The 23,523-nt window shown below is 73.3% G+C and carries 25 protein-coding genes; 14 read left to right on the top strand and 11 right to left on the bottom strand.

Annotated elements, in window-relative coordinates:
• Nucleotides 1-293 precede the first annotated feature (293 nt).
• Both OHB01_RS38590 and OHB01_RS38585 read left to right on the top strand, forming a co-directional pair.
• Entirely contained in the window at nucleotides 294-1,517 is a 1,224-nt protein-coding gene (locus tag OHB01_RS38590) for a hypothetical protein (protein WP_260617116.1), read from the top strand.
• Between the two features lie 22 nt (nucleotides 1,518-1,539).
• Nucleotides 1,540-1,938, top strand: a complete 399-nt coding sequence (locus OHB01_RS38585) for a hypothetical protein (RefSeq protein ID WP_142645661.1) — start codon at nucleotides 1,540-1,542, stop codon at nucleotides 1,936-1,938.
• 9 nt (nucleotides 1,939-1,947) lie between these two features.
• Here the strand turns inward: OHB01_RS38585 and OHB01_RS38580 are convergent, their stop codons facing one another.
• Nucleotides 1,948-2,367 carry a hypothetical protein gene (locus OHB01_RS38580; RefSeq protein WP_142645660.1) on the bottom strand — a complete coding sequence of 140 codons (420 nt, stop codon included), beginning with the start codon at nucleotides 2,365-2,367 and terminating at the stop codon, nucleotides 1,948-1,950.
• A gap of 143 nt (nucleotides 2,368-2,510) precedes the next feature.
• Between OHB01_RS38580 and OHB01_RS38575 the strand changes: the two genes are divergently transcribed.
• The 3 genes from OHB01_RS38575 to OHB01_RS38565 are packed head-to-tail and all read left to right on the top strand — an operon-like array spanning nucleotide 2,511 to nucleotide 5,855.
• Nucleotides 2,511-4,538, top strand: coding sequence for a sensor histidine kinase (locus OHB01_RS38575; RefSeq protein ID WP_142645659.1), 2,028 nt, complete (start codon nucleotides 2,511-2,513; stop codon nucleotides 4,536-4,538).
• The gene (locus OHB01_RS38570; RefSeq protein WP_142645658.1) at nucleotides 4,535-5,173 is read left to right on the top strand and encodes a response regulator; all 639 of its coding nucleotides are present in this window, start codon (nucleotides 4,535-4,537) and stop codon (nucleotides 5,171-5,173) included. The genes OHB01_RS38575 and OHB01_RS38570 overlap by 4 nt, the downstream gene beginning before the upstream one ends.
• A gap of 55 nt (nucleotides 5,174-5,228) precedes the next feature.
• On the top strand, nucleotides 5,229-5,855 hold the full coding sequence (locus tag OHB01_RS38565; RefSeq protein ID WP_142645657.1) for an FMN-binding negative transcriptional regulator: 627 nt from the start codon (nucleotides 5,229-5,231) through the stop codon (nucleotides 5,853-5,855).
• 44 nt (nucleotides 5,856-5,899) lie between these two features.
• Here the strand turns inward: OHB01_RS38565 and OHB01_RS38560 are convergent, their stop codons facing one another.
• Nucleotides 5,900-6,124, bottom strand: coding sequence for a hypothetical protein (locus OHB01_RS38560; protein ID WP_142645656.1), 225 nt, complete (start codon nucleotides 6,122-6,124; stop codon nucleotides 5,900-5,902).
• Nucleotides 6,125-6,562: 438 nt separating this feature from the next.
• On the opposite strand from OHB01_RS38560, the gene OHB01_RS38555 reads away from it, so the two are divergent.
• A complete protein-coding gene (locus OHB01_RS38555; protein WP_328710647.1) occupies nucleotides 6,563-7,657 on the top strand; it encodes a winged helix DNA-binding domain-containing protein in 1,095 nt (364 codons plus the stop codon).
• 106 nt (nucleotides 7,658-7,763) lie between these two features.
• Here the strand turns inward: OHB01_RS38555 and OHB01_RS38550 are convergent, their stop codons facing one another.
• On the bottom strand, nucleotides 7,764-8,177 hold the full coding sequence (locus OHB01_RS38550) for a hypothetical protein (protein WP_147943245.1): 414 nt from the start codon (nucleotides 8,175-8,177) through the stop codon (nucleotides 7,764-7,766).
• A gap of 26 nt (nucleotides 8,178-8,203) precedes the next feature.
• Here OHB01_RS38550 and OHB01_RS38545 point away from each other — a divergent pair, with 26 nt between their 5' ends.
• The gene (locus OHB01_RS38545) at nucleotides 8,204-8,839 is read left to right on the top strand and encodes a response regulator transcription factor (protein WP_328710646.1); all 636 of its coding nucleotides are present in this window, start codon (nucleotides 8,204-8,206) and stop codon (nucleotides 8,837-8,839) included.
• Nucleotides 8,840-9,100: 261 nt separating this feature from the next.
• On the opposite strand, the gene OHB01_RS38540 is transcribed toward OHB01_RS38545, so the two are convergent.
• The 3 genes from OHB01_RS38540 to OHB01_RS38530 all read right to left on the bottom strand — a co-directional run bounded on the left by OHB01_RS38540 (nucleotide 9,101) and on the right by OHB01_RS38530 (nucleotide 12,195).
• On the bottom strand, nucleotides 9,101-10,084 hold the full coding sequence (locus OHB01_RS38540) for an aldo/keto reductase (protein ID WP_142645650.1): 984 nt from the start codon (nucleotides 10,082-10,084) through the stop codon (nucleotides 9,101-9,103).
• A 17-nt stretch (nucleotides 10,085-10,101) separates the two neighbouring features.
• Nucleotides 10,102-11,139 (bottom strand): NAD-dependent epimerase/dehydratase family protein, encoded by a 1,038-nt coding sequence (locus OHB01_RS38535; protein ID WP_328854703.1) that lies wholly within the window; start codon nucleotides 11,137-11,139, stop codon nucleotides 10,102-10,104.
• Nucleotides 11,140-11,373: 234 nt separating this feature from the next.
• On the bottom strand, nucleotides 11,374-12,195 hold the full coding sequence (locus tag OHB01_RS38530; RefSeq protein ID WP_328854702.1) for an alpha/beta hydrolase: 822 nt from the start codon (nucleotides 12,193-12,195) through the stop codon (nucleotides 11,374-11,376).
• Nucleotides 12,196-12,274: 79 nt separating this feature from the next.
• Here OHB01_RS38530 and OHB01_RS38525 point away from each other — a divergent pair, with 79 nt between their 5' ends.
• Nucleotides 12,275-12,736 carry a helix-turn-helix domain-containing protein gene (locus OHB01_RS38525; protein WP_328854701.1) on the top strand — a complete coding sequence of 154 codons (462 nt, stop codon included), beginning with the start codon at nucleotides 12,275-12,277 and terminating at the stop codon, nucleotides 12,734-12,736.
• A gap of 137 nt (nucleotides 12,737-12,873) precedes the next feature.
• Here OHB01_RS38525 and OHB01_RS38520 read toward each other — a convergent pair whose 3' ends face one another.
• Together OHB01_RS38520 and OHB01_RS38515 are read right to left on the bottom strand one after the other, a co-directional pair.
• Nucleotides 12,874-14,172: an endo-1,4-beta-xylanase gene (locus tag OHB01_RS38520; RefSeq protein WP_328854700.1), complete on the bottom strand. Its 1,299-nt coding sequence runs from the start codon at nucleotides 14,170-14,172 to the stop codon at nucleotides 12,874-12,876.
• Between the two features lie 157 nt (nucleotides 14,173-14,329).
• A complete protein-coding gene (locus tag OHB01_RS38515) occupies nucleotides 14,330-14,962 on the bottom strand; it encodes a maleylpyruvate isomerase family mycothiol-dependent enzyme (RefSeq protein WP_142645645.1) in 633 nt (210 codons plus the stop codon).
• A 144-nt stretch (nucleotides 14,963-15,106) separates the two neighbouring features.
• Here OHB01_RS38515 and OHB01_RS38510 point away from each other — a divergent pair, with 144 nt between their 5' ends.
• Both OHB01_RS38510 and OHB01_RS38505 read left to right on the top strand, forming a co-directional pair.
• Nucleotides 15,107-15,793, top strand: coding sequence for a TetR/AcrR family transcriptional regulator (locus OHB01_RS38510; RefSeq protein WP_328854699.1), 687 nt, complete (start codon nucleotides 15,107-15,109; stop codon nucleotides 15,791-15,793).
• Nucleotides 15,790-16,833, top strand: coding sequence for a hypothetical protein (locus OHB01_RS38505; protein ID WP_328854698.1), 1,044 nt, complete (start codon nucleotides 15,790-15,792; stop codon nucleotides 16,831-16,833). The genes OHB01_RS38510 and OHB01_RS38505 overlap by 4 nt, the downstream gene beginning before the upstream one ends.
• A gap of 142 nt (nucleotides 16,834-16,975) precedes the next feature.
• Here OHB01_RS38505 and OHB01_RS38500 read toward each other — a convergent pair whose 3' ends face one another.
• Both OHB01_RS38500 and OHB01_RS38495 read right to left on the bottom strand, forming a co-directional pair.
• Entirely contained in the window at nucleotides 16,976-18,214 is a 1,239-nt protein-coding gene (locus OHB01_RS38500) for an RNA polymerase sigma factor (RefSeq protein ID WP_142645642.1), read from the bottom strand.
• Nucleotides 18,211-18,534 (bottom strand): YciI family protein, encoded by a 324-nt coding sequence (locus tag OHB01_RS38495; protein WP_142645641.1) that lies wholly within the window; start codon nucleotides 18,532-18,534, stop codon nucleotides 18,211-18,213. The genes OHB01_RS38500 and OHB01_RS38495 overlap by 4 nt, the downstream gene beginning before the upstream one ends.
• A gap of 190 nt (nucleotides 18,535-18,724) precedes the next feature.
• Here OHB01_RS38495 and OHB01_RS38490 point away from each other — a divergent pair, with 190 nt between their 5' ends.
• On the top strand, nucleotides 18,725-19,495 hold the full coding sequence (locus tag OHB01_RS38490; protein ID WP_260617114.1) for a sporulation protein: 771 nt from the start codon (nucleotides 18,725-18,727) through the stop codon (nucleotides 19,493-19,495).
• A 49-nt stretch (nucleotides 19,496-19,544) separates the two neighbouring features.
• Here the strand turns inward: OHB01_RS38490 and OHB01_RS38485 are convergent, their stop codons facing one another.
• Complete coding sequence (locus OHB01_RS38485; RefSeq protein WP_240971028.1) at nucleotides 19,545-20,597, bottom strand: cation diffusion facilitator family transporter; 1,053 nt, start codon at nucleotides 20,595-20,597, stop codon at nucleotides 19,545-19,547.
• A 21-nt stretch (nucleotides 20,598-20,618) separates the two neighbouring features.
• Between OHB01_RS38485 and OHB01_RS38480 the strand changes: the two genes are divergently transcribed.
• From OHB01_RS38480 to OHB01_RS38470, 3 genes are all read left to right on the top strand, one after another.
• Nucleotides 20,619-20,951, top strand: coding sequence for a hypothetical protein (locus OHB01_RS38480; RefSeq protein ID WP_328854697.1), 333 nt, complete (start codon nucleotides 20,619-20,621; stop codon nucleotides 20,949-20,951).
• 365 nt (nucleotides 20,952-21,316) lie between these two features.
• Complete coding sequence (locus OHB01_RS38475; protein WP_328854696.1) at nucleotides 21,317-22,693, top strand: FAD-binding oxidoreductase; 1,377 nt, start codon at nucleotides 21,317-21,319, stop codon at nucleotides 22,691-22,693.
• A gap of 10 nt (nucleotides 22,694-22,703) precedes the next feature.
• Nucleotides 22,704-23,486: a DUF429 domain-containing protein gene (locus OHB01_RS38470; RefSeq protein ID WP_328854695.1), complete on the top strand. Its 783-nt coding sequence runs from the start codon at nucleotides 22,704-22,706 to the stop codon at nucleotides 23,484-23,486.
• Nucleotides 23,487-23,523 lie beyond the last annotated feature (37 nt).

The raw sequence follows: 23,523 nt of genomic DNA, 5'->3' as shown, positions 1-23,523 counted from the left end.
CTCGCTTCACCGGGCGCTGCAACTTTCATCCGGGGCGCCGGTCGCTCCGGCTCGTCACGGGTGAAACCCGAGGTCATCGCGGCTCGCGCGGACGGCTCCGGAGCCCGCTCTGGCGCGGCGCCGCGCGTGATTGACATCATTGCCGATCATGGGCGCGGCCGCCCGCCGCGTACGGCCCAGAGGGAGTGACAGCGGTCCGGGAGGCGGGCCCGCTTCGGGGCGGTAAGGCACCGTGCTCCGAAGCGGTGGGGCACCGCGCGGCGATGACCGGCGGGCGCGAGAGGAGACGGCACGTGACGGCTTTCGTCCAGGAAGCTGAGCACGACCCCGAACGCGGGGAGCGACCCGGGCCGGACGAGGAGGCTCCGGGGCAGACGGGTCTCCCCGGCGGCGAGACCGCCGCCGAACCGCTGTGGCGCAGCGCCACCGTCCGCGACGCCCTGCTGCTGTGGGTGGGCACCAGGGCGGGCATGCTCCTCGTGGCGCTCTACGGCGTGCTGATCGTCTCCGGTCAGAACCACGCCCCGCTGCTGGAGCGGTGGAAGTTCTGGGACGTCGACCTGTTCCGGAAGATCGCGCAGTTCGGCTACGACGGCGACCCCAACCTGGAGCCCGACCCGGGGCTGCCGGCGTTCTTCCCCGGCCTGCCGCTGGCGCTGCGGCTGGTGCACCTGGTGGTGGACGACTGGACGCTGGCCGGGCTGATCATCTCCTTCGTCGCCGGTGCGGTGGCCGTCGTGGCGCTGGCCAGGCTCGCCGACCTGGAGGGGCCCGCGGGTGCGGGGCGCTGGGCCGTACTGGCGCTGCTGCTGTGTCCCCCCGCCGTCTTCCTGTTCGCAGGCTATTCCGAGGCGCTCTTCCTCGCCTTCGCGCTGCCCGCCTGGCTGGCGGCCCGCCGCCGCGCCTGGCCGCTGGCCTGTGCCCTGGCCGCCGGGGCGTCCTGCGTACGGATCACCGGCCTGTTCCTGGCCGTCGCGCTGATCGTCGAGTTCGTGGTGAGCCGCATCAGGAGGGACGGCTGGGCGGGCTGGTGGCGGGGGGCCTGGCTGGCGCTGCCGTTCGCGCCGATCCTCGCGTACGCCGCCTACCAGTACTCCCGTACGGGGGACTGGCTGGCCTGGAACAACGCGCAGCTGACCGGGTGGGGACGCAAACCCGTCTGGCCCTGGGAGGCGTTCCGCACCACGTGGGACTCGACCGGCGGTGACGAGGGGTTCGGGCCGATGTTCCGGCTGGAGATCGCGGCGGCCATCGTGGGGGTGCTGCTGCTCGTCTGGCTGCTGGTCACCCGCCGCTGGGCCGAGTTCGTCTACGTCGGGCTGCAGCTGGGCGCGCTGGTGACCTCCACGTTCTACATGTCGATCCCCAGGTCGGCGCTGCTGTGGTGGCCGTTGTGGGTGCTGATCGGCAGGGCGGGCGCCCGACATCGATCCGTGATCATCGTGTACGCCGCGGTGATCGGGCCGCTCATGGTGCCGATGCTGATGTCCTTCCTCAACAGCTCCTGGACCGGCTGAGCCGCCACCCCGCCCTGTCATTGTGGGCTCGACGCACGCCTTCGGCGGGCTGACGGAGACGATGGAGGCGCTCGCCCGGTTCGTACGGCCCGGCGGCCTCGCACTCGTGGGGGAGGGCTACTGGGAACGCCCTCCCGCTCCCGAGGTCGCCGAGGCGATCGGCGAATATCCGGACCTCGCGGGCACGGTGGAGCGCGCCGAGTCCAAGGGATGGCTGACCGTATACGCCCACGTGAGCGACCTGGCGGAATGGGACGAGTACGAGTGGTCGTGGACCGGCACGCTGGCGCGCTGGGCCGCGGACAACCCGGGGCCCGATGGTGAGCAGGCCCTCGCCGTGATGCGGGAGCATCGCGACATGTGGCTCGGCGGCTATCGAGGGAGCCTCGGTTTCGTCACCCTGCTCCTGCGGCGCATCTGACGCCGGGCGTCAGCGGCGCGGCAGCCGTACGAGGTGGAACGCCGCGAGGACCCCGACTCCGAGGTGGGCCGTGACGAGGGCGATCTGGAAGACCCGCTGACCGGTCGTGAGGTCGGCGGCGTAGCCGCCGTCGTAGAAGCCGGACACGAAGGCGAGCACTCCGGCGAGGGCGAGGAGGGCCGAGGCGGGAACGGCGATGCCGCGGCGACGCCGGGTCGCGCCGGCGACGAGCAGGACCTGCGCGATCATCATCGGGATCGGCGCCGACAGCCGGGCCTGTGGCCCGAGGGCGTCGAGCAGGGTCGGGCTGAGGCCCGCGGACAGGGAGATGACCGCGCCGGCGACGTCCATGGCGAGCAGCACGCCCACCCCTGCGACGAGCGCGGTCGAGAGAGCGGCGGGTTTGACGGTGGGGGTGGTGGCGGACATGACCTTCCCTCGAAGAGCGCCGTGGATGAGTGCGGTTCAAGGATCCGGCGGGCGACGTCCTGCCGGCATGAGCCGCCGGTCCCGCGTGGGACGGGACATCTCGTCCCGTGACGACGGGACTCACGGATGGCAACATGCCCCTCATGACGGACAGATCGGTCCGGCGCGCCGCAATGGCGGCGGGCACGCTGCTCGTCCTGGTCATCGGGACGCTGGTCGTCGAGCCCAGGCTGCGGCAGCTCGGTGTGACGGGGATCGTCGAACGGTTCGACGCCTTCCGCGCGGTCGCGGCGCTGTCGTTCGGCGTGCCCGGCCTGTTCGTGGTGGCGCAGCGGCCGGGCAGCCGGGTCGGCTGGGTGATGGTGGCCGTCGGGACGTCCCAGGGGCTCGGGCTCGCCCTCGGGGCGTACGGCCTGCTCGGCATCAACGTCGGTTTCAACGGCGGTGACGGCGACAGCGGCCTGCCGGGGGACGACTGGGCGATGTGGGTGTCCAACTCGCTGTGGGTCCCCGCCTACCTCCTCGTCCCGACGATCTTCCTGCTGATCTTCCCGGACGGCCGCCTGCCGTCCCGCCGCTGGTGGCCCGCGCTCGCCGCGGCGTACGCCGGTATCGGGGTGAACACGCTCGACTGGATGCTCCGTCCGGTGACCTACGAGCAGGTCCCCGGGCTGTTCCCCCAGGGGTACGCCGGTGTGCTGGCCGGGCTCACCGGGGTGCCGGACGCCCTCATGGCGGTGGGCATGGTGTGCACGATCGGCGCGGTGCTCGCCGCGGTCGCCTCACTCGTCTGTCGTTACCGGTCGGCGGGCGAGGAGGTGCGACGCCGCCTCCAATGGGTGCTGGCCGCCGCGCTGCTGACGGTGACCCTGCTCGGCGTCGCTCTGGTCGTGCCGTGGGGGCCGGTCATCGTGACGCTCGCCGCCGTTCCGCTGCCGGTGGCGGTGTCGGTCGCGGTCGTCGCGCACCGCCTGTGGGACCTCGATCTCCTGCTGTCGCGCGCGCTCGCGTTCGGCGCCGTCACCGTGCTCCTGCTCGGCGCGTACGCCCTGGTCGCGGCCACGCTCGGAAACGCGATCGGCGCCGGGGCGTCCGCGTTGATCGTGGCGCTCGCGGTACACCCTCTCTATCTGCGGGCGTCCGCCGCCGCGAACCGCCTCGTGTACGGCGATCGTGAGGACCCGGCGCGTGCGCTGCGCCGGCTCGGCGTGCGGCTCTCGGACGCGGGCGCGCCCGGTGACCTGCTGGAACGGGTGGCCGCGGAGGTCGGGCGGGTCCTGCGTATCCACTACGTGGCCGTCGAGGAGCCGGACGGAATCGTGGCCTCCTGGGGTCGCTTCGGCGGCCCCGACGCGGCGGAGAGCCGCCCTGGTGAGTCCGACACGACCGAGCGTGTTCCGCTTCTCTACCAGGGCGAGCGGGTCGGCACGCTGGTGCTGGGCGAACGGCTGCGCCCCAAGGACCGTGCGCTGCTGGCGCAGCTCGCGCCGCACGTCGCGGTGGCCGTACGGGCGCATCGCCTCGGGGCCGATCTCGAACGCTCGCATGGGCGCCTGCTGGCGGCCCGGCAGGAGGAGCGCGACCGGTTGCTCTACGAGCTCCACGACGGGCTCGGCCCGACCCTGGCGGCCCTCGCGCTGCAGGTGGACCGCGGCCGGCGCCTGGTCGACACCGATCCCGAGGGGGCCAAGCAGGTGATGGAGGAGCTGTCGGGCCGAATCCGCGGCACGGTCGAGAACGTCCGTGCGATCGTCAACGACCTGCGCCCGCCGCCCCTGGACACCCTGGGGCTCACGGGCGCGCTGGCCGAGCTCGGCCGGGGCTTCGCGGGTGACCTCCAGGTCGAGGTGGAGGCCCCGCCCGACCTGCCCGCTCTTCCGCCGCCGGTCGAGCTGGCCGCCTACCGGATCGCGGCCGAGGCCATGACGAACGCCGTACGGCACGCGATGGCGTCCCGGTGCACGGTGAGCCTGCGGGCGGGCGACGCGCCGGGCGTCCTGGAGCTGCGGGTCGACGACGACGGCGTTGGAGTGGGGGCTCCCGTCCGCCACGGGTTCGGCCTCGCCTCCATGCGGCGCCGGTCGGAGGAGCTCAACGGCACCTTCGAGCTGCTCGACCAGGCCGGGGCGGGCACGCACCTGGTCGTACGGCTTCCACTGGCGGTCCGATGATCCGCGTCATGGTGGTGGAGGACCACCCGGTGTTCGCCGAAGGGCTGGTCGCGCTCTTCCGCGACCTGCCCGAGGTGGAGGTCGCGGGAGTGGCGAGCACCGGCGAGGCGGCCGTCGAGCTGGTGGACCAGGTCGCTCCCGATGTCGTCCTGATGGACCTGCACCTGCCGGGTATGAGCGGGATCGAGGCGACCTCCCGCATCACCGCCCGGCATCCCGGCGTGGCCGTGCTGGCCCTGACCATGCTTTCCGACGACGCGTCGATCCTCGCCGCCGTACGGGCCGGCGCCCGCGGCTACCTGCTCAAGGAGGCGACGCCCGCGGACATCGTGCGCTCGCTGGAAGCGGTGGCTTCGGGCCAGGTCGTGTTCGGCGCGGCGACCGGAAACCGGGTGCTGGCCGCTCTCACCGCGCCGGCCGTACGGCCCCGGCCGGTGCCCGAGCTGACGGAACGCGAACTGGAGGTCCTCGACCTCGTCGCCGCCGGTCTCACCAACCACGCCATCGCGCGGCGCCTCTATTTGAGTGAGAAGACTGTGCGCAACCACGTGTCGAACATCTTCGCCAAGCTCGGCGTCTCCGACCGCGCCGCGGCGGTGGCGCGCGCCAGGGACGCCGGCCTCGGCGAGCGGTAGTAGGGCCGGGGACCTGGCCCCTGAGGTGTGCCGCGGCCGTGCGTACAGTGAAGGGGTGTTGATCCACCCCTGGGACGCCGGCACGGACGAGGAGGCGCTGGCCTTCGTCCGCGCGAACGAGTTCGGCCATCTCATCGCGTCCGGACGTGACCGCGACGTGCCTGTGGTCGTGCCGACGCAGTTCCTCCTCGCCGACGCGTCCACGATCCTGCTGCACCTCGCCCGGCCGAACCCCATCTGGCCGGCGATCGAGGAGAACCCCGCCGTGGTCATGGCCGTGGCCGGTGACTGGGCGTACGTCGAGGGAGCGTGGAAGGCGCTGCCCGACGCCGGTGAGGACCCCCGGCTCGGCGTCCCCACGACCTACTACGCGGCCGTCCAGCTGGTCTGCCACGCGGAGATCGTCGACGACCCGGACGGCAAGCTCGGCATCCTGCGTGCCCAGCTCGCCCACCTGGACCACGACCTCGCCGATCCCGCCGAGCATCACCGGCGCCTGCCGGGCATCCGCGGGCTCCGGCTGACCGTCCAGAAGATCAACGGCAAGTTCAAGTTCGGCGGGAACGTGGACGAGGCCCACCGCAGGTACGTCGCGGAACGCCTCGCGGAGCGGGGCGGCCCCGGCGACCGCGCCGCCCGCGACCACCTCCTGCGCCGCCTCGGCCGCGAACACCACCCCTGAGCCGCCGCAACCGGCCCTCGATGGGGAGTCTCAGGCGTCTCCGATCAGGGCGAAGGCGAACGCGAGACGGCGATCCGGCCATCCTCGCGGATCCTGACGTGGGCGCCGCCCTCCGACGTCATCACGATCTCCTCGCCGGACCGCCATTCGAGCGAGCGGGGGCCCCGGGCGCGGTCGGACAGCTCGGGGCCGGAAAGCATGTTGTCGAGGGCGCCGTGCAGCAACCGTTCGGCCGCCCGGCCGGCGACGTCCTTGAGGCTGCCGCTCACCGTCCACCTCCTGCGCGGGCGCGACGTAGCAGAGCAGGCGCTGCTGTGCGGCGTCCTCGAAGAGGGTCGGCTCCGGAGCGGCGGGCAGTCCTGTGAGCTGCCTTGAGGCGACGTACGCGCACGGGGCGAAGACCCTGTCGGACTTCCCTCCGCGGGGCACCCGTATCGCACGGGCTCCCCGAGTGGCCGTTCTGCGCTTGGGCGTCACCGGGCGTTCCACCGCGCTCACGACGAACTCCCAGACGTCCGTCCAGGCGACGGGTTCCACCGGCGGCTCGGCCGCTTTCCCGGCGGTTCTGCGGAACACCACGACTGCCTCCCGATCCCTCCGTCCGTTCGGGGAGCGACAACTCCAGCCCCGAGATCGCGGAGGCGGAGAACCCGCGTGATCGTCCACGAGGTGGGCGACTTGTCGTACCCGGGGTGTAGAAGTGTGGCGTGGCTGCTGAGACGACCTGGGCGCAGGTGCTCGCCTGGAGGCTGAGACGGCAGTTCGTCGAGCCCGCGGGCGGCGCGGACGCGGTGGCGATCGCCCGGCGGCTGTGCGGGGTGCAGGCGCAGGTCGCCTCGTCGGCGGCGCTGGCCGTGGCCGTACGGCACGCGAGCCCGCGTCCGGGAGAGATCGAGGACGCCCTGTGGCGGGACCGCACGCTGGTCAAGACCTGGACGATGCGAGGCACGCTCCATATCCTCCCCGCCGATGAATTCCCCGCCTACCGCGCCGCCCTCGGGGCGCTCCGGTTCTGGGAGAGAGCCTCCTGGCAGCGTGGCCACGGGGTGTCCGCGCGGGAGATCGCGGCTCTCCTGGACGCCGTTCCGCAGGCGTTGTCCGGCCGGTCGCTGACCCGCGAGGAACTGGTCGAGGCGGTCATCGAGGTGACCGGGGACGCCCATCTGCGCGAGGCCCTCACGTCCGGCTGGGGCGCGCTGCTCAAGCCGCTCAGCTTCCTGGGCGAGCTGTGTCACGGCCCGCCGCGCGACCGCAGGGTCACCTTCACCAGCCCGGCCGACTGGCTACCGGGCGGCCGGGAGGAGGCGCTCTCGCCGGAGGAAGGGGGAGTGCGGGTGCTCCGCGCGTTCCTCGGCGCCCACGGCCCGGCCACACCCCAAATGTTCGACGCGTGGCTGTTCCGCGGCCTCACGCCCAAGGCCGTGCTGCGGGGCTGGTTCGGGGAGCTGGAGGGCGAGCTCGCCCAGGTCGAGGTGGAGGGCATGCCCGCCGTGCTGCCGGCGGAGCTGCTCGACGACCTGCTGGCCTGCCCGCCGTCCGAGGGCGTGCATCTGCTACCCGGCTTCGACCAGTTCATCCTGGGCGCGCCGCGCGACCTGGAGCCGCTCCTGCCGAAGTCCGTACGGCCCAAGGTGAGCCGGGCTGCGGGGTGGATCTCGCCTGTGGTGATCCACCGGGGCCGGGTGGCGGGCGTGTGGGAGGCCAAGGAGGGGCGGCCGGTAGTCGAGCTCTTCGAACCGGTGCCGGAGCATCCTCTGGCCGCGGAGACCGACCGCGTCGCGATGCTTCTCGACGGGCTGTAGCCACGGGCGGGGCGCGGCAGGTCAGGCACCTGACCGCGGAGGCCGATCGCCATGCTCCTCGTCGGGCTGCAGCCCACGGCCGGACCGTAGCCGGGGCCGCGGCAGGTCAGGCCACCTCCTTGCGGAGCACGCGGACCACGCCGGCGGCCATGGGCAGGGCGATCCAGAAGACGGCCGACGTGGCGAGCCGGGCTCCCTCGCCCCAGGTCATGTCGCCACTCGCGAGAGGGGCGGCGGTGGTGTTGAGGTCGAGCCACTCGGCGAGGGCGGCACCGGCCGAGCCGAGCCTGCCGACGACGGCCCACAGGACCGGCGTGGACAGGCTGATCACGATCGCGGCGGGCGCGTTGAGGAGCAGCGTGCCGAGGGCGAGGCCCTGCGCGGCGACGAGCACGTTCACGCCGGTCCAGCCGAGCAGCCAGAGCGGCTGGACGTCCCAGTCGGCGGGGCCGCCGCCTACCCGGGCCACGACGGCCGTGACCGGAACCGCGACCAGCATGGCGAGCAGCGAGAGCGCCACCGCCGCGACCAGCGGTGACCCGGCTGGTGATAGTCGATGACGACGCGATGGTGCGGACCGGGCTGCGCCTGATCCTCGGCGGCGAACCCGACCTCGACATCGTCGGGGAGGCCGAGGACGGGCTGCGCGCGATGGACGTGATCCGCGACCTGCGTCCCGACGTGGTGCTGCTGGACGTCCGGATGCCCAACCAGGACGGGCTGACGACCACCGAGCTGCGGCGGGCCAGGCCCGGCCCGCCGCGGATCCTCGTGCTCACGACGTTCGACGCCGACGACATGGTGCTGCGGGCCCTGCGGCTCGGGGCCGACGGCTTCCTGCTGAAGGACACCCCGCCGCCCCGGATGATCGAGGCGGTCCGCGCCGTGGCGAAGGGCGATCCGGTGCTGTCGCCGAGCGTCGCCCGGCAGGTGATCGCCGCGGCGACCGGCGGATCCGGGCCGTTCCTCCCGACGGCGAGAGAGGAGCTGAGCCGGCTCACCGAGCGCGAGCTCGAAGTCGCGGTCGAGGTGGCCCACGGCAGGTCGAACGCCGAGATCGCCGCACGTCTCTACATGAGCGTCGCCACGGTGAAGGCGAACATCACCCGGATCTTCGCCAAGCTCGGCACCGACAACCGCGTCCAGGCGGCCATGAAGGTACGCGACGCCGGTCTCCTGTGACCACACCTCCTCGCCCCAAGGCCGGTCCCCGGGTGGCCCGTCTCCGTGGGGCCCGTCCCCGGGTGGCCCGTCTCCGTGCGGCCCGGCCCGTCTCTGTGCGGACCGTCCCCGGGTGGCCCGTCTCCGTGCGGCCTGTCGCCGCGTAGTTCGGAGCGGTCGCGCCCACCGGCCCCCCTGCGGCGGGCCGTGACGGCCGCGACGGCGCTGGGTGTCGGCCGGGCGCGCGGCCGACACGGCGGCGGCGGGGAAGCCGGGCCGGGGTCAGTCGAGCCAGGCGGGGGGAGAGGGCAGGTGCCGGTCGAGCTCGTTCCACAGGCCGGGCGGGATCGGGGTGGTGGCGAGGCGCAGCGTCTCCTCCATCCGCTCGGGTTCCGAGAGGCCGACGATGGTGGACGCCACCCTGGGGTCGCGCAGCGAGAACTGCAGCGCGGCGGCGGCGAGCGGCACGCCGTGCTCGTCGCACGTCCGTTGCATGGCGCGGACCGACTCCCGGACGGCCTCGGCGGTCTCCCGATAGCAGTAGCGGGGCTGGGCGTCGGGCCCCTTGACCAGCATCCCGCCGCCGTACGGCGCGCCGTTGACGAAGGCGACCCCGCGTTCGAAGGCGTCGTCGAGCAGCGGATCGGCCTCGCGGTTCACCAGCGTCCAGCGGTTGTGGCTGATCACGGCGTCGAACACGCCGGTCGCGACGAAGTCGCGCAACAGTCCGATCGGGCCTGCCGCGATGCCGATGTGGTCGGCGACGCCGGCGTCGCGCAGCGCCACCAGCGCCTCCACCGCCCCGCCGGGGCTCATGGCCTCCTCGAACGTGATGTGGTATTCGGGGTCGTGCAGATAGAGCAGCGGCACGTTGTCGACGCCGAGCCGTTCGAGGCTCTCCTCGGCCGAACGGCGGACGCGCTCGCCGGAGAAGTCACCGGTGTCGGGGTCCGCGTCGACCTTGGTGGCCAGGACGAACCCGTCGGGGACGCCGCCGCGGTCGCGGACCACGGCGCCGATGCGCCGCTCCGCGCTGCCGTTGCCGTAGTTGTTCGAGGTGTCGAGGAAGTTGAACGGCCCGTCGAACACGGCTTCCACCGTGGCCCGCGCACGCTGCTCGCCGACCTCGTATCCGTACAGTCCCGGCATGTTCGCCAGAGGGCTGGTGCCGACGCAGATCGGCGTCACCGCCAGGCCGGTGCGCCCGAACGGCCGGCGCACCGACGGGTCGGGGACCGTCAGGCCGTCGAGCGAGTCGAGGGGCATCAGAGGGTGTCCTTCCGTCACGAGCCGTCGCCCTGACCGGGCGCCAGCCGGGCCACGGCCGCCGAGGCGAGCCGGTGTCCTTCCGCCAGCCGGGCCAGCACCGCGTCGGTCGCGGCGTCGGGCCGGGTCTCCTCCGCGTGGGCGGACCGCCAGGCGTGCAGCCGCCGCGCCCCCTCCGGCCAGGTGACGACCGGCCGGAACGACGGGACGAACCGCCTGATCTTCGTGGTGTCGAACACGGCGGTGTGCTGGAGGTCGCCCATGATCAGGTCGGACCAGAACCATTCGGGCGCGATCCGCGGCAGGAACTCGGCGGGCAGGTGGAGCAGCCGGGCCGGCGTAGCGACCGTCCGCCCGATGACCTCGTAGATCTCGTTCCAGGTCAGCGCCTCGTCGGAGGTGATGTGGAAGTCCTCACCGATCGCCTGCCAGGCGCCGATCAGACCGACGAGGCCGACGGCGAAGTCGTCGGCGTGTGTGAGGGTCCACAGGTTGGTGCCGCCGCCGGGCACCACGATCTCGTCGCCGCGGGCGACCCGGTCCCACGCCGTCCAGTCGCCGGGCAGCGGCGGGTGCGCGTCGTCGTAGGTGTGCGAGGGGCGGACGATCGTCACGGGGAAGTCGCGCTCGTCGTAGGCGCGGCGCAGGACGTCCTCGGCCGCGATCTTGTCGCGGGCGTACGCGAGGTAGGGGTTGCGCCGGGTGGTCGACTCGGTGATCGGCGCCCGCCGCACCGGCTTGTGGTAGATGGACGCGCTGCTGATGTAGACGTACTGGGCGGTATGGCCGTCGAGCAGGTCCACCATCGCCGCCGCGTCCCCGGCCGTGAAGCCGAGGAAGTCGACGACGCAGTCGTACGCGCTCCCGGCCAGCATGCGGCGCAACGCGTCGTGGTCCCGCACGTCGGCGGTGAGCGAGGTGACGCCCTCGGGCAGGGGACGGCGCCGGGCGGTCTGGCCCCGGTTGAGCACGTGGACGTCAAGGCCCCGGCGCACCGACTCGGCCACACAGGCCGAGCTGATCGTTCCGGTGCCACCGATGTAGAGGACCTTCACGCGGACTCCGAGTCGTGTGGCAGTGGCGGGCCGTGCCGCACCCGGGGTGCCGGCCGGCCCGGAAACTTTCGGGAAAATTGTGAAAATTGTCGATTTCCGGGAGCAACTTAGAGCGCGGCGTCATCCAACGTCAAGAGCGTGCGCCACCGGGCAGCCCAGGGCCGGTCCACTTGCCTTTGACGTCCGTACGGAGCCGTCTCGCCACCATTGTGGAGGGACGGCACCTTCCGCCGTTCAACCGGGCAGCAGCTCGCGGATGCGCGCGGCGTACGCACGGGGGTGTGTGGTGTTGCCGTTGTGCCCGCCGGGAAATTCCTTCGCCTCGACCCCGAGGAGCGCGGCGAGCTCCCGCGCGCACCGGTAGTCGAAGACGTGCCGGGGCGTGGTGCGGCCGAAGGCCGGGATGACGCGGACCGGCGTGTCCCTGAGCGCGGCGACGTCCAGCGTGTCGCGGGCGATCGCGGTGAAGTCGTTGCGGATGAAGAAGTCGAAGCCGGCCCGCCGCCGGTCGTCCAGCGCAAGCGGGGTCAGCCCGGGCTCGGTGTCCTGGGCGACGGGGTCGATGCCCAGCACCTCGGCGATCTTTACGACCGTGTCGGCGAGCCCGCGCTCACGGTAGAGGTCCTGCAGCTCCTCCAGCTCGCGTACGTGACGGACGCGTTCGGTGGCGACGGGGAGGAGCGAGGGGACCACCGGCTCGTGCGCGATCAGGGTGGCGAGCCGTTCGGGATGCTCGACGGCCAGGTGCAGCCCGATGGCCGCGCCGAAGCTGCAGCCGAGCATGTGCACCGGCCGGTCGGTCACGGCGGAGAGCAGGCGGTGGACGTCGTCCACGTGGTCGGCCATGGTCGCGCCGCGGCCGGGGTCGTCGAGGCTGCTGCGCGACAGGCCGCGCCGGTCGTAGGTGATGACGCTGTGGTCTCCGGCGAGGTGGCGGACCAGGTCGGCGGTGCGGCCCGCGTCGCCCTCCCCGCTCTGCGAGATGAGGAGCATGGGTCCGGTGCCGTGCACTTCGTAGTAGATGGCGGCGCCGTTCGTGCGGAGCATGCCGTTCATGGGGTCGTCCTCTCGGATCGGATGATCCGGACCATATTCCATCAAATTTGATGCATCAAGTTTGATGTATTGTGAAGCGGTGAACGGAGTCGACCTCTTCCTGCTCGGCAGGACCCTGATGAAGATCGGCGAAGAGGCCATGCCGGTCGGGGACGTCACCCCGTCGAAGGCCGCGCAGGCCGCCAGTGTCCGGACCGTGCTGGTGGTCGTCGCGGACCTGTGCGCCCACCCGGAGACCTCCGTGGGGGAGATCGCGGCCCGCACGGGTCTGCCGCAGAGCGCGGTGTCGGGAGCCGTCACCCGGCTGAAGGAGGCCGGGGCGGTCGTGACGGCCCCCGATCCGGCCGACCGCCGCCGGGTCCTGATCAAGCGGGCGCCCGGGCAGCCGGCGCGCGTGGAGGCGGTGCGGGCGGCCGGGATCGAGGGGCCCCTCGCCGCGGCGCTGGGCACCGACGACCCGGCGCAGGTCGCCGAGGTCGTCGCGGCGCTCGAATTCCTCGCCGGCCGCCTCGCGCCGGGAACGGCCGCCCGCCGTCCCTGACCCCGGAGACCGGGCGGCTTCCACAACGCCCGCCGTCCCTGACGCCGATGGACCGCTTCCGGGCAGGTCACCCGCCCGCCCCGAGAGCGGGCCTTCCGGGGCAGGGCTCAGAGGGACACGGCTCAGAGGGACACGGCTCAGAGGGACACGGAGACGTTGGCGTCTCCGGGCTCGTCCAGCGTGAACGTGACCGTCCGGCCGCCGGCCGTGATCTCGTACTCGCCGAGGAAGCCGTCGAACCGGACCCGGCCGTCCGCGTCGGTGACCATCGTCGTCGGAGACAGCCACCACTCGCCCTTGATGAGCGAGCGCAGCGCGTCGTACGACGGCTTGGGGGTGCCGTCGGCGCGGACGAAGCCGCCCGGCGCGCCGAGCCAGCCGCCGTCCGACAGGCCCCAGTAGGTCATGGCCTCCACGGCCGGGTGGGACAGCAGGGTCTTGTAGTGACGCACGACCTCGTCGGCCTGGCGGGCCTCGCCCTCGGGCGTGGTCGGCCACTCGGGGATCTGGTAGTCGTTCAGGTCCACGATCTCCTCCGGCATGATGTGGCCGGAGACGATCGTCGTCTCGGTGAAGTGGATGGGCAGGCCATACCGCGCGAAGCGGTCGATCGTCGCGAGCGTCTTCTCCTCGCCCCAGTAGCCCTGGTGCATGTGGCTCTGCAGGCCGAGTACGTCGATCTTGATGCCCGCCTCGAGTACGCCCTCGATCAGGCACTCGTACGCCGCGGACATGTCGAAGTCGTTGAGCAGCAGCGTGGCGTGGGGATTGGCCTCGCGGGCCGCGTCGAAGACCATGCGGACCATCGGGATCCGGCCGATCTCCCGGCAGATCCGGGTGATGCCGTTGTCGTACTTGTCGAAGATCGGCATGATGACGACCTCGTTGATGACGTCCCACATGTCGATGACGCCGGCGAAGTCGGTCATTTCGCGCCGGATCCGCTCCACCTGGGCCTTGGCGATCTCGGCGTTCGACAGGTCCATCAGCCAGCCGGCGGTCTCGGTGTGCCAGGCGAGCGGGTGGCCCTTGACGACGACGCCGCGGTCGGCGAACCACCGCGCAGTGGTGAGCAGCCGCTCGGTGTTCGGCCGGCCCCGGACCGGCTCGAACTGTCCCCAGTAGAAGGGCAGCGTGGCGAAGTTGAACAGGTCGAACCACAGGTCGGCGACCTGCTGGGATCCGGCCGCCGGAGCCTCGCCGAGCGACGGCCGCCCGCCGGTGTCCGTGGTGGTCTCGCCGTTGGCCAGGGGAATGAAGTCGAACCCGATGCAGCCGAACAGGAACTTGTGCCGGCGCTGCGCGACGACCACCTCCTGGCCGGCGAGGGGCGCGCCGTTCGCGCTCACGGTGAGAGTGGCACCCGCGGTGCGGTGCTTCCTGATCAGCGGGTCGGGGGCGACGGCTCCGGAGACGGAAGCGGGGTGGGACGACATCGAGCGGCCTCCAGCGATCTCAAGGCGGAGAAGTCCCCTCCGGGAGCCTCTTCGCCCCGGCCGGAGAGGTCTGTGATCCCGAGCACGTTAGCGCTCTTGCCGCTCGAAAGTGCACAGACCGCTCCATCCGATGCGATCAACGGCCGGAGTGGCGCGTTCAGTGGACGAAGTGGGTGAAGCGGGCGGCGGGCTCGCCGCGCAGCCGTCCCTCGGGCAGTCGGCGCCCGCACAGGACCAGCACCAGGTCCTGGGCCGCGCCGGACAACGGGGTGCCCGTTCCGAGCGACCAGTCGACGTCGTCGGCGCGCAGCTCCACGCCGTCCAGGTCGACGCCGAAATATCTGCGGCTCCGCGGGGACAGCGCGTTGTCGAGCAGGACGCGCAGGCGGTCGCCCGGCACCCGCCGGTCGATCCCGAGCGCCACGGTGACGTCCATGCCGTGGATGACGTCGTGCGACAGCGCGCCCGCGTAGCCGCCGCCCGGAGGCCGCCAGGGGTGCTCGGCGTTGTCCCGCAGGCAGGCGGTCAGCTCGCGCGGGCCGAGAGCCGCCGCATCCTGGCGGGCGAGGCGGTCGGCCAGCCGGTCGAAGTTGCCGCGGGCCCTGACGAGACCGGCCACCACGCTCAGCCCGGAGTGCCGGTAGGGCATCGTCATGTGGGCCACCACCTCACGCACCCGCCACCCCGCGCACAGCGAGGGCGCGTCCCAGGACTGCTGCGGCAGCTCGCTCAGCAGGTCGGCCAGTTCGCGGCGTTCGGCCGCGATCTGCCGCCGGATCTCGGTGTCCATTCGTTCGTCGCCTTCCGGTCGTGTCCGTCCGTACGCCCACCCGACGAACGGGCGCGCACCGGATGGACACCTGCCTGCCGTACGCGCATTGATTGCGTGGCACGCATCTTGTGCGTGTCACGCAATCCCTCGTAAGGTCGCCGCGTGAACGACGACGGCATGGACCTTCGGGCCCGCAACAAGCAGGCCACCCGGGAGGCGATCGGCCGGGCCGCGCTGCGCCTGGCCATCGAGCGGGGTCCCCACGGGCTCGCTCTCGTGCGGGTTCACGACATCGCCACGGCGGCGGGCGTGTCGCCCCGCACCTACAACAACTACTTCTCCAGCAGGGAGGAGGCGATCTGCGCCTTCCAGGCCGACCAGTCAAGGCGTGCCGGGCAGGCGCTGCGCGCGCGGCCCGCCGAGGAGCCGCTGGACCAGGCGGTCACCGCGGCCGTGATCGATCTCTACACCGACCCCGAGCCCGACAAGGCGGGCCTTCGGATGATCATGATGACGCCCGAGCTGGAAGGTGAGGCGCTCAAGGCTTTCAGCATGGCGGAGGGGCCGCTCGCCGAGGCGATCGCGGCGCGCACCGGCACCGATCTCGCGCGCGACGTGTATCCCGCCGTCATGGCCGCCGCGGTCACCGGCGCCGTACGCGTGGCCGGACGGCACTGGCTCGAACCGGGGAACACCGAGCCCTTCGCCGCCGTCCTGCGCCGCACCCTGTCCTGCGTCTTCTCCGCCACGCCGCCCGCGCCGCCCGAACCCTCCGCGCCGCCCGAACCCTCCGCGCCGCCCAGGGCCCGCGCGGTCTCTGAACGTCCGGAAAGGAACAACGGAAGATGAACGGCAAGGGCATCAACTTCGACACCGGCTTCGCGGACGCGGCCGCCCGCGCCGCCGGGCGCAGCACCCGGGAGCCGTTCGACCTCGACGTGGTCGAACGGGAGATGCGCGTCATCCGTGAGGATCTGCACTGCACCGCCGTACGGATCACGGGCGGCGACCCCGGACGGCTCAAGGCGGCGGCCACCCGCGCCGCCGCCGCCGGCCTGGACGTCTGGCTGTGCCCGTTCGCCTGCGACATCACCACCGCCGAGCTGCTCGCCGTGATCGCCGACTGCGCCGAGCACGCCGAGCGGCTGCGCCGCGAGGGCGCCGAGGTCGTGCTGGCCACCGGCTCGGAGGTGAGCCTGTTCACCGACGGGTTCCTGCCCGGCGCCACGTTCGCGGACCGGATGCCCCTGCTGGCCCGGCCGGAGACCCTGCGCGAGGCGCTCCCCCTGCTGCCCGGCCGCGTCAACGCCTTCCTCCGTGAGGCGGTCGCGGTCGCCCGCGAGCGGTTCGGCGGCCGGATCGGCTACTGCTCGATTCCTCTCGAACAGGTGGACTGGACGCCCTTCGACGTCATCGCCACCGACGCCGGCTATCGGTCGGCCGCCACCGCGGCCCACTATCGGGACAACATCCGCGCCCTGGTCGCACAGGGAAAGGCGCAGGGCAAGCCGGTGGCGATCACCGAGTTCGGCTGTGTCACCCACCGTGGCGCGGCCGACCTGGGCGAGCGCGGCGACTCGATCGTCGAGTGGGGCAAGGACGGGGCGCCGGCCGGTCTGACCGGCGACCATGTCCGCGACGAGCACGAGCAGGCGGCCTATCTCCGCGAGGTGCTGGGAATCCTCGACGACGAGGGAGTGTACGCCGCCTTCTGGTACACCTTCGCCCGGTATGACCTGCCCCACCGGGACGATCCCCGTACGGACTTCGACATGGCCAGTTGCGGCGTGGTGAAGGTGCTGGAGGACCGCCAGGGCACGGCCTACCCCGGCATGCCCTGGGAACCGAAGGCCGCGTTCGCGGCCCTGGCGGACTGCTACCGAGCCTGACACCTGAGCCTGAGACCTGAGCCTGACACCCGGGTCCGGCACCTGGGCCTGGCGCACGGGCCTGGCGCACGGGCCTAACGCCCGGGCCTGACGCCCGGGCCGTCCAGCCGACGCCGTCAGCCGGCGGCTTCAACCGGCGCGCTCAGCCGAGGGCGGCGAGGCGGCGGGCGAGGTAGCGGCGCTCGGCCTCGGTGGTGGCCAGACCGGCCGCCTCCCGGTAGGCGTCGGCGGCCTCGGCCGTACGGCCCAGGCGGCGCAGCAGGTCGGCGCGGGCGGCGGGCAGCAGGTGATAGCCGGCCAGGGCGCCCGTTTCCCGCAGGGCGTCGACCAGCGCCAGGCCCGCGGCCGGGCCGTACGCCATGCCGACCGCGACGGCGCGGTTCAGCTCCACAACGGGCGAGGGGACCAACCGGGCGAGCCGCTCGTACAGGACGGCGATCTGCGCCCAGTCGGTGTCCTCCGGGCGGGCCGCCGTGGCGTGGCAGGCGGCGATGGCGGCCTGCACCTGGTAGGGGCCGGGCCGCCCCCGTCGCAGCGTGCCGTCCAGCAGGGACACGCCCTCGGCGATCTGGGCGGTGTCCCACCGGCCGCGGTCCTGGTCCTCCAGCACCACCAGGTCGCCGGCCTCGTCGAGGCGGGCGGCGCGGCGCGCGTGGTGCAGCAGCATCAGCGCGAGCAGGCCCGCCGCCTCCGGCTCGTCCGGCATCAGCCGCACCAGCACCCGGGCCAGCCGGATCGCCTCGTCCGCGAGGTCGTGCCGTACGAGGTCGGCGCCGGCCGTCGCCGAGTAGCCCTCGTTGAACAGCAGATAGAGCACGGCGAGCACCGCCGGGAGGCGCTCGGGCAGCAGGTGGGCGGGCGGCACCCGGTAGGGGATGCCCGCATGCCTGATCTTCTGCTTGGCCCGGGCCAGCCGCTTGGCCATCGCCTGCTCCCCCACCAGGAACGCACGCGCGATCTCGGCCGTGCCGAGCCCGGCCAGGGTGCGCAGGGTCAGCGCCACCCTGGCCTCCAGCGCGAGCGCCGGATGGCAGCAGGTGAAGATCAGCCGCAACCGGTCGTCCGGCACGTCCGGCTCGTCGTCGCCGAAGGCGTCGTCACCCGTCCTGAGCACGCCCGCGACCTCCCGTAGCTTGGCCGCGCCGGTGGCCTCGCGGCGTAGCAGGTCAACCGCCCGGTTGCGCGCGGCGGTGGTCAGCCACGCCCCGGGCCTGCGCGGCACGCCGTCGCGCCGCCAGGTGCGCAGGGCCAGCGCGAAGGCGTCCTGCGCGCACTCCTCGGCCAGGTCCCAGTCGCCGGTCCAGCGGATGAGGGTGGCCACGACCTGCCCCCACTCCTCCCGGAAGGCCCGGTCGACGGCGGCCTCGATCGGCGGCGTCACAGGTCGAGGAGCGGCCGGATCTCGATCGTGCCGTACGCCGCGGCGGGATGGGCGGCGGCGATCTCGATGGCCTCGTCCAGGTCGGCGCACTCGATCAGGCAGAATCCGCCGAGCTGCTCCTTGGTCTCGGCGAACGGCCCGTCCGACAGCAGCACCTCGCCCTCGCGCACCCGCAGCGTGGTGGCGTCGCTCGGCGGGCGCAGCCCGGCGCCTCCCCGGAGCACGCCGCGCTCGGCCATCTTCTCCGACCACCCGCCGCACCCGTCGTCGGCGTGCTCCGCCGCCGACTCGTCGCCGCAGATCAGCAGCACGTATTTCATGCGTCCTCCTCGGGGCCGGTATCCCATCATGTCCCCACGACGAACCGACGAACGGCGACGGCCGGAACGGACACCCGAGGGCGGACGTCTTCCTCGGCCTGCTCGCCTCGCGACGGCGTACGTACGGGAACCGGGCGGCCGGGACAGGTCGTTGGCAGCGGTGAACGACCCGCGACCAAGGGAGTGATCGGTGTTCCGCAAGCTGATGGCCGCGCTCGGGGCCGGCGTGGAGGTCGACACGGTGCTGCGCGACCCGCACGTGCGTCCGGGAGAGACCCTGTACGGCGAGGTCCGTTTCAGGGGCGGGTCGTCCGACCACAAGGTGGACGGGATCACCGTCGACTTCACCGCCGTCGTGGAGGTCGAGCGCGGCGACCAGGAACACCACGCGACCTACAGCTTCCTGCGGGCGCCGGTGTCCGGGCCGTTCGAGCTGCGGGCGGGGGAGGCCCGCGCGCTGCCGTTCGCGATCCCGGTGCCGTGGGAGACGCCGGTCAGCGCGGTCGGCGGGCGTCCGTTGCCGGGCATGCGGCTCGGCGTGGCCACCGAGCTGGCGCTCGCGGGCGCGCTCGACAAGGGCGACCTCGACCCGCTGTACGTCAACCCGCTGCCCGCGCAGGACCACCTGCTGGGGGCGCTCGTCCGCATGGGGTTCCACTTCAAGCGGGCCGACCTGGAGCGCGGCACCCTCCGGGGCTCGACCATGCCGTTCTACCAGGAGATCGAGTATCACGCCGGTGCGGAGTGGCGCCGCCACTTCAGCGAGCTGGAGCTGACCTTCATCGCCGGACCGCACTCGATGGACGTGGTCCTGGAAGCCGACAAGAGGGGCGGCTTCCTCACCTCAAGCCACGACGTCTACAACCGCTTCCGCGTCGGGTACGGCGACCACCCCGGCAGGGTGGAGCAGGCGCTGCGCGACGGCCTCACCGCGATGGCCCGGCGCCGCGGCTGGTTCTGACCTCCGTACGGAAAAGCGCCCACCGAACGCCGGGCGTGTCGTGTGCGGGTCAGCCGGCGGGGTGCCGGACGACACCGGCCGGGGAATGGTCGTGCCGGTGACCGTCGAGGCCGGCCGAGGGCTGGTCGTGCCGGTGGCCCCCGAGGCCGGCCGGAGGACGGTCGCGCCGGTGGCCGTCGCCGCCAACGTGGGGTCGATCGTGGCGATGGCCGTCGAGGACGGCGTGGTGGTCCACGCCGTCGTGAGGCAGCGGATCGGCGTGCACGATCGCGGCCGTCAGCCGGGGGACGGCGTGGATCAGGTTGTGCTCGGCCTCGGCCGCGACCCGGTGCGCCTCCACCACCGTGGCGGCCGGATCGACGACGACCTCGCACTCGGCCCTGAGCCGGTGACCGATCCAGCGCAGCCGCACCTGGCCCAGGCCGAGCACGCCGGGCGTGCCCCGCAGGGTCGCCTCGGCGAGGTCCACGAGAGCGGGGTCGACGGCGTCCATCAGCCGCCGGTACACCTCACGCGCCGCCTGCCGCAGCACCATCAGGATCGCGACCGTGATGAGCAGGCCGACGGCGGGGTCGGCCCAGGTCCAGCCGAGGGCCGCTCCTCCGGCTCCGGCGAGGACGGCCAGTGAGGTGAAGCCGTCGGTGCGGGCGTGCAGCCCGTCGGCGACGAGGGCGGCCGAGCCGATCTCACGCCCGACCCGGATGCGGTGGCGGGCGACCAGCTCGTTCCCGGCGAAGCCCACGAGCGCCGCCGCCGCGACGGCCCCCAGGTGGGAGACCTCTCGCGGCTCCAGGAGCCGTCCGATCGCGGCGTACGCGGCGGCGATCGAGGAGGCGGCGATCGTCACGACGATGACGACGCCCGCCAGGTCCTCGGCCCGCCCGTAGCCGTAGGTGTAGCGGCGGGTGGGCGGACGGCGGCCGAGCAGGAACGCGATCCCGAGCGGCACGGCGGTCAGGGCGTCGGCCGCGTTGTGCAGGGTGTCGCCCAGCAGCGCCACCGACCCCGACAGCGCCACCACGGCCGCCTGGACCACCGTGGTCGCGCCGAGACCGGCCAGCGACACCCACAGCGCCCGCATCCCCCGGGCGGACGACTCCATCACCGAATCGATCTTGTCCGCGTGCTCGTGCGAGTGGGGGCGCAGCAGGTGCGCCATCCGTGCACGAAGCGCCGCCGCACCGCGTCCATGCCCATGCCCATGGCCGTGCCCGTGCTCGTGTCCATGCCCATGGCCGTGTCCGTGCTCGTGCTCGTGTCCGTGCTCGTGCTCGTGTCCGTGGCCATGTCCATGCCCGGGGGTGACTTGTCGCCGGCTCATGGCACCCACGATGGCGCGAAAAACCCGTCGCAGCATCTCGACAAGAGCTGGGGCGGCGCAGTTGCGAACACCCCGCACCTGCCGAGCCTCCGGAACTCCTTCACGGTGCTCCGCGTCACGCTGCCGGGCCGGTGATGCCGGCTCCCGCCGGCCGGTGTGCGGCCGCACCTCGCGCAGCAGCAGTGTTCCCCGCGACGTTCCCCGCGACGTTCCCCGCGACGTTCCCCGCGACGTTCCCCGCGACGTTCCCCGCGACGTTCCCCGCGACGTTCCCGGCTACGTTCCCGGCTACGTTCCCGGCGACGCGGCGCACCCCTCCGGCGCTTGTCCGACGGCGGCGGCATCGCCCCAGCATGGGGGTGTCGTCACGAGAATCTCCTTCTGTCTCTAGGCTCTCACCGGCACGTCGCCGAACCCCCGGCCCGGCAGGTGCAAGAGAACACCAAGACGCGGCTGCGACAACTGTCACTGTCACAGCAAGCGACATCAGAAGGACGGACATGCACAGCACCATCGAAGACGCGCTGCGGGGACAGGTCGCCGGCCGGGTCCTGGTCGCGGGACAGGACGGGTTCGAGGAGGAGGCCGCCGGGTTCAACCTCGCCGTGCGCCACCGGCCCGCCGTGATCGTCGCGGCGCGGGACGCCGGCGACGTGGCAGCGGCCGTACGGCTCGCCGCCGCGCACGGGCTGCCCGTGGCCGTGCAGGCGACCGGCCACGGCGCCGTGCAGGCGGCCGACGGCGCGGTCCTGATCAGCACCCGCGCGATGCGCGAGGCCGTGGTGGACCCCTCCGCCCGCACCGCCACGATCGCGGCCGGCTGCACGTGGGGCGAGGTCATCGCCGCCGCCGCGCCGTACGGCCTGGCCCCGGTGTGCGGCTCGGCGACCGGCGTCGGCGTGGTCGGCTTCACGCTCGGCGGCGGCATCGGGCCGATCGCCCGCACTTTCGGGTTCGCGGCCGACCACGTGCGGGAGCTCACCGTCGTCACCGGTGACGGTGTGGTGCGCACCGCCGACGCGGTCCGCGAGCCCGACCTGTTCTGGGCGCTGCGCGGCGGCAAGGCCGGGTTCGGCGTCGTCACCTCGATCACCGTGGACCTGCTGCCGCTCACCGGCCTGTACGGCGGCGGCCTGTTCTACGCGGCCGAGGACGCCGGGCGGGTCCTGCACGCCTACCGTGGCTGGGCCGGCACGCTGCCGGAGACCACCGGCACGTCGGTCGCGCTGCTGCGCCTGCCCCCGCTGCCCGAGCTGCCGCCGCAGCTCAGCGGCAGGTTCGTCGTCCACCTGCGGGTCGCCCACGTGGGGGAGGGACAGGAGGCCGAGGCGCTGCTGGCCCCCATGCGGGCCGTGGCCGAGCCGGTGCTCGACGCCGTCGGGCCCCTGCCGTACACGGCGATCGACTCCATCCACCAGGACCCGACGCAGCCCATGCCGGTCGTGGAGCGGGGCGCGCTGCTGCGCGAGCTGACGGCCGAGACCGTGGACGCGCTGCTCGCGGCCGCCGGCCCGGCCGCGCAGGTTCCGCTCGCCGTGGTCGAGCTGCGCCAGCTCGGCGGCGCGCTCGCCCGTCAGCCCGCGGAGCCCAACGCCGTGGGCGGGCGCGACGCCGCCTTCACGCTGCTGGCCGTCGGCGCGCCGGTGCCGGAGCTGATGGACACGGCCGTCCCCGCGGCCGTACGGGCCGTGATCGAGGCCCTCGCGCCCTGGTCGACCGGCGGCGCACAGATCAACTTCCAGGGCGGCGCGCTGGCTCCCGAGCAGATCTCGCGGGCCTGGCCGGAGGAGACGCTGCGGCGGCTGGCGAAGCTGCGCGAGGTCTACGACCCGGCGAACCTGTTCCGCTTCGGCCACGTCGTCCCCCGGCAGGGCTGAGCATGGTCGTGTGAAGAATGCTCGTGTGCTCGGCGTCGACGCGTGCAGGGCGGGCTGGATCGGGGTGATCCCGCCCGCCGGGGGCGGCGGTGCGGCGCGTGCCTGCTTCGCGCCGCGCATCGCGGACCTGGTCGCCCAGGCCGACGTGGACGGCGAGGTCGCCGTCGTGGCGGTGGACATGCCGATCGGCCTGCCCGACGGTCTCCCCGGCGGACCCGGCGGACCCGGCGGACCCGGCGGACCCGGCGGACCCGGCGGCCCTGGCCCTGGGAGCCGGGGCCGGGGCCGCCGCCGGGCGGACGTGCTGGCGCGGGCGGAGCTCGGCCCCCGGTGGCGGTCGGTGTTCATGACCCCGGCGCGTGCCGCGATCGAGGCGGACGACTACGCCACGGCCGTGGCCGTCAACCGTCGGCTGACCGGCGAGGGCGTCTCCCGCCAGGCGTACGGGCTCAGGGAGAAGCTGCTGGAGGTCGAGCGCTGGGTGCGGGAGACGGGCAGGCGCGTCGTGGAGATCCACCCCGAGCTGAGCTTCGCCCGGCTCGCCGGGGCGCCCCTGCCGCACCCGAAGACGGCGTGGGCGGGCGCCGAACGGCGACGCGAACTGCTGGCATCGGCGGGCGTCGTGCTCGCGGGCGACCTCGGCCCGGCCGGGGCGGCGGCCGGAGTGGACGATGTGCTCGACGCGGGCGCCGCCGCCTGGACGGCCCTGCGGGTGGCGTCCGGGGAGGCGCGGCCGCTGCCCGATCCTCCCGAGGTCTTCTCCGACGGCATCCCCTGCGCCATCTGGGCCTGAGCACGGAGCCGTACGCCGCGCGCCCCAGAGGCGCGGC

It is taken from the genome of Microbispora hainanensis, from assembly GCF_036186745.1.
In the GTDB taxonomy this organism is placed as follows: Bacteria; Actinomycetota; Actinomycetes; order Streptosporangiales; family Streptosporangiaceae; genus Microbispora.
The sequence above is the reverse complement of the archived record's forward strand: the minus strand, read 5'-3'. Positions and strand labels throughout refer to the sequence as shown.

Coding starts and splice junctions, on each gene's coding strand:
- OHB01_RS38580 (WP_142645660.1), bottom strand. CDS start 2,367: ATGTCCGCCACCACCCCCACCGTCAAACCCGCCGCTCTCTCGACCGCG.
- OHB01_RS38575 (WP_142645659.1), top strand. CDS start 2,511: ATGACGGACAGATCGGTCCGGCGCGCCGCAATGGCGGCGGGCACGCTG.
- OHB01_RS38570 (WP_142645658.1), top strand. CDS start 4,535: ATGATCCGCGTCATGGTGGTGGAGGACCACCCGGTGTTCGCCGAAGGG.
- OHB01_RS38540 (WP_142645650.1), bottom strand. CDS start 10,084: ATGCCCCTCGACTCGCTCGACGGCCTGACGGTCCCCGACCCGTCGGTG.
- OHB01_RS38530 (WP_328854702.1), bottom strand. CDS start 12,195: ATGAACGGCATGCTCCGCACGAACGGCGCCGCCATCTACTACGAAGTG.
- OHB01_RS38520 (WP_328854700.1), bottom strand. CDS start 14,172: ATGTCGTCCCACCCCGCTTCCGTCTCCGGAGCCGTCGCCCCCGACCCG.
- OHB01_RS38515 (WP_142645645.1), bottom strand. CDS start 14,962: ATGGACACCGAGATCCGGCGGCAGATCGCGGCCGAACGCCGCGAACTG.
- OHB01_RS38505 (WP_328854698.1), top strand. CDS start 15,790: ATGAACGGCAAGGGCATCAACTTCGACACCGGCTTCGCGGACGCGGCC.
- OHB01_RS38495 (WP_142645641.1), bottom strand. CDS start 18,534: ATGAAATACGTGCTGCTGATCTGCGGCGACGAGTCGGCGGCGGAGCAC.
- OHB01_RS38485 (WP_240971028.1), bottom strand. CDS start 20,597: ATGGAGTCGTCCGCCCGGGGGATGCGGGCGCTGTGGGTGTCGCTGGCC.
- OHB01_RS38475 (WP_328854696.1), top strand. CDS start 21,317: ATGCACAGCACCATCGAAGACGCGCTGCGGGGACAGGTCGCCGGCCGG.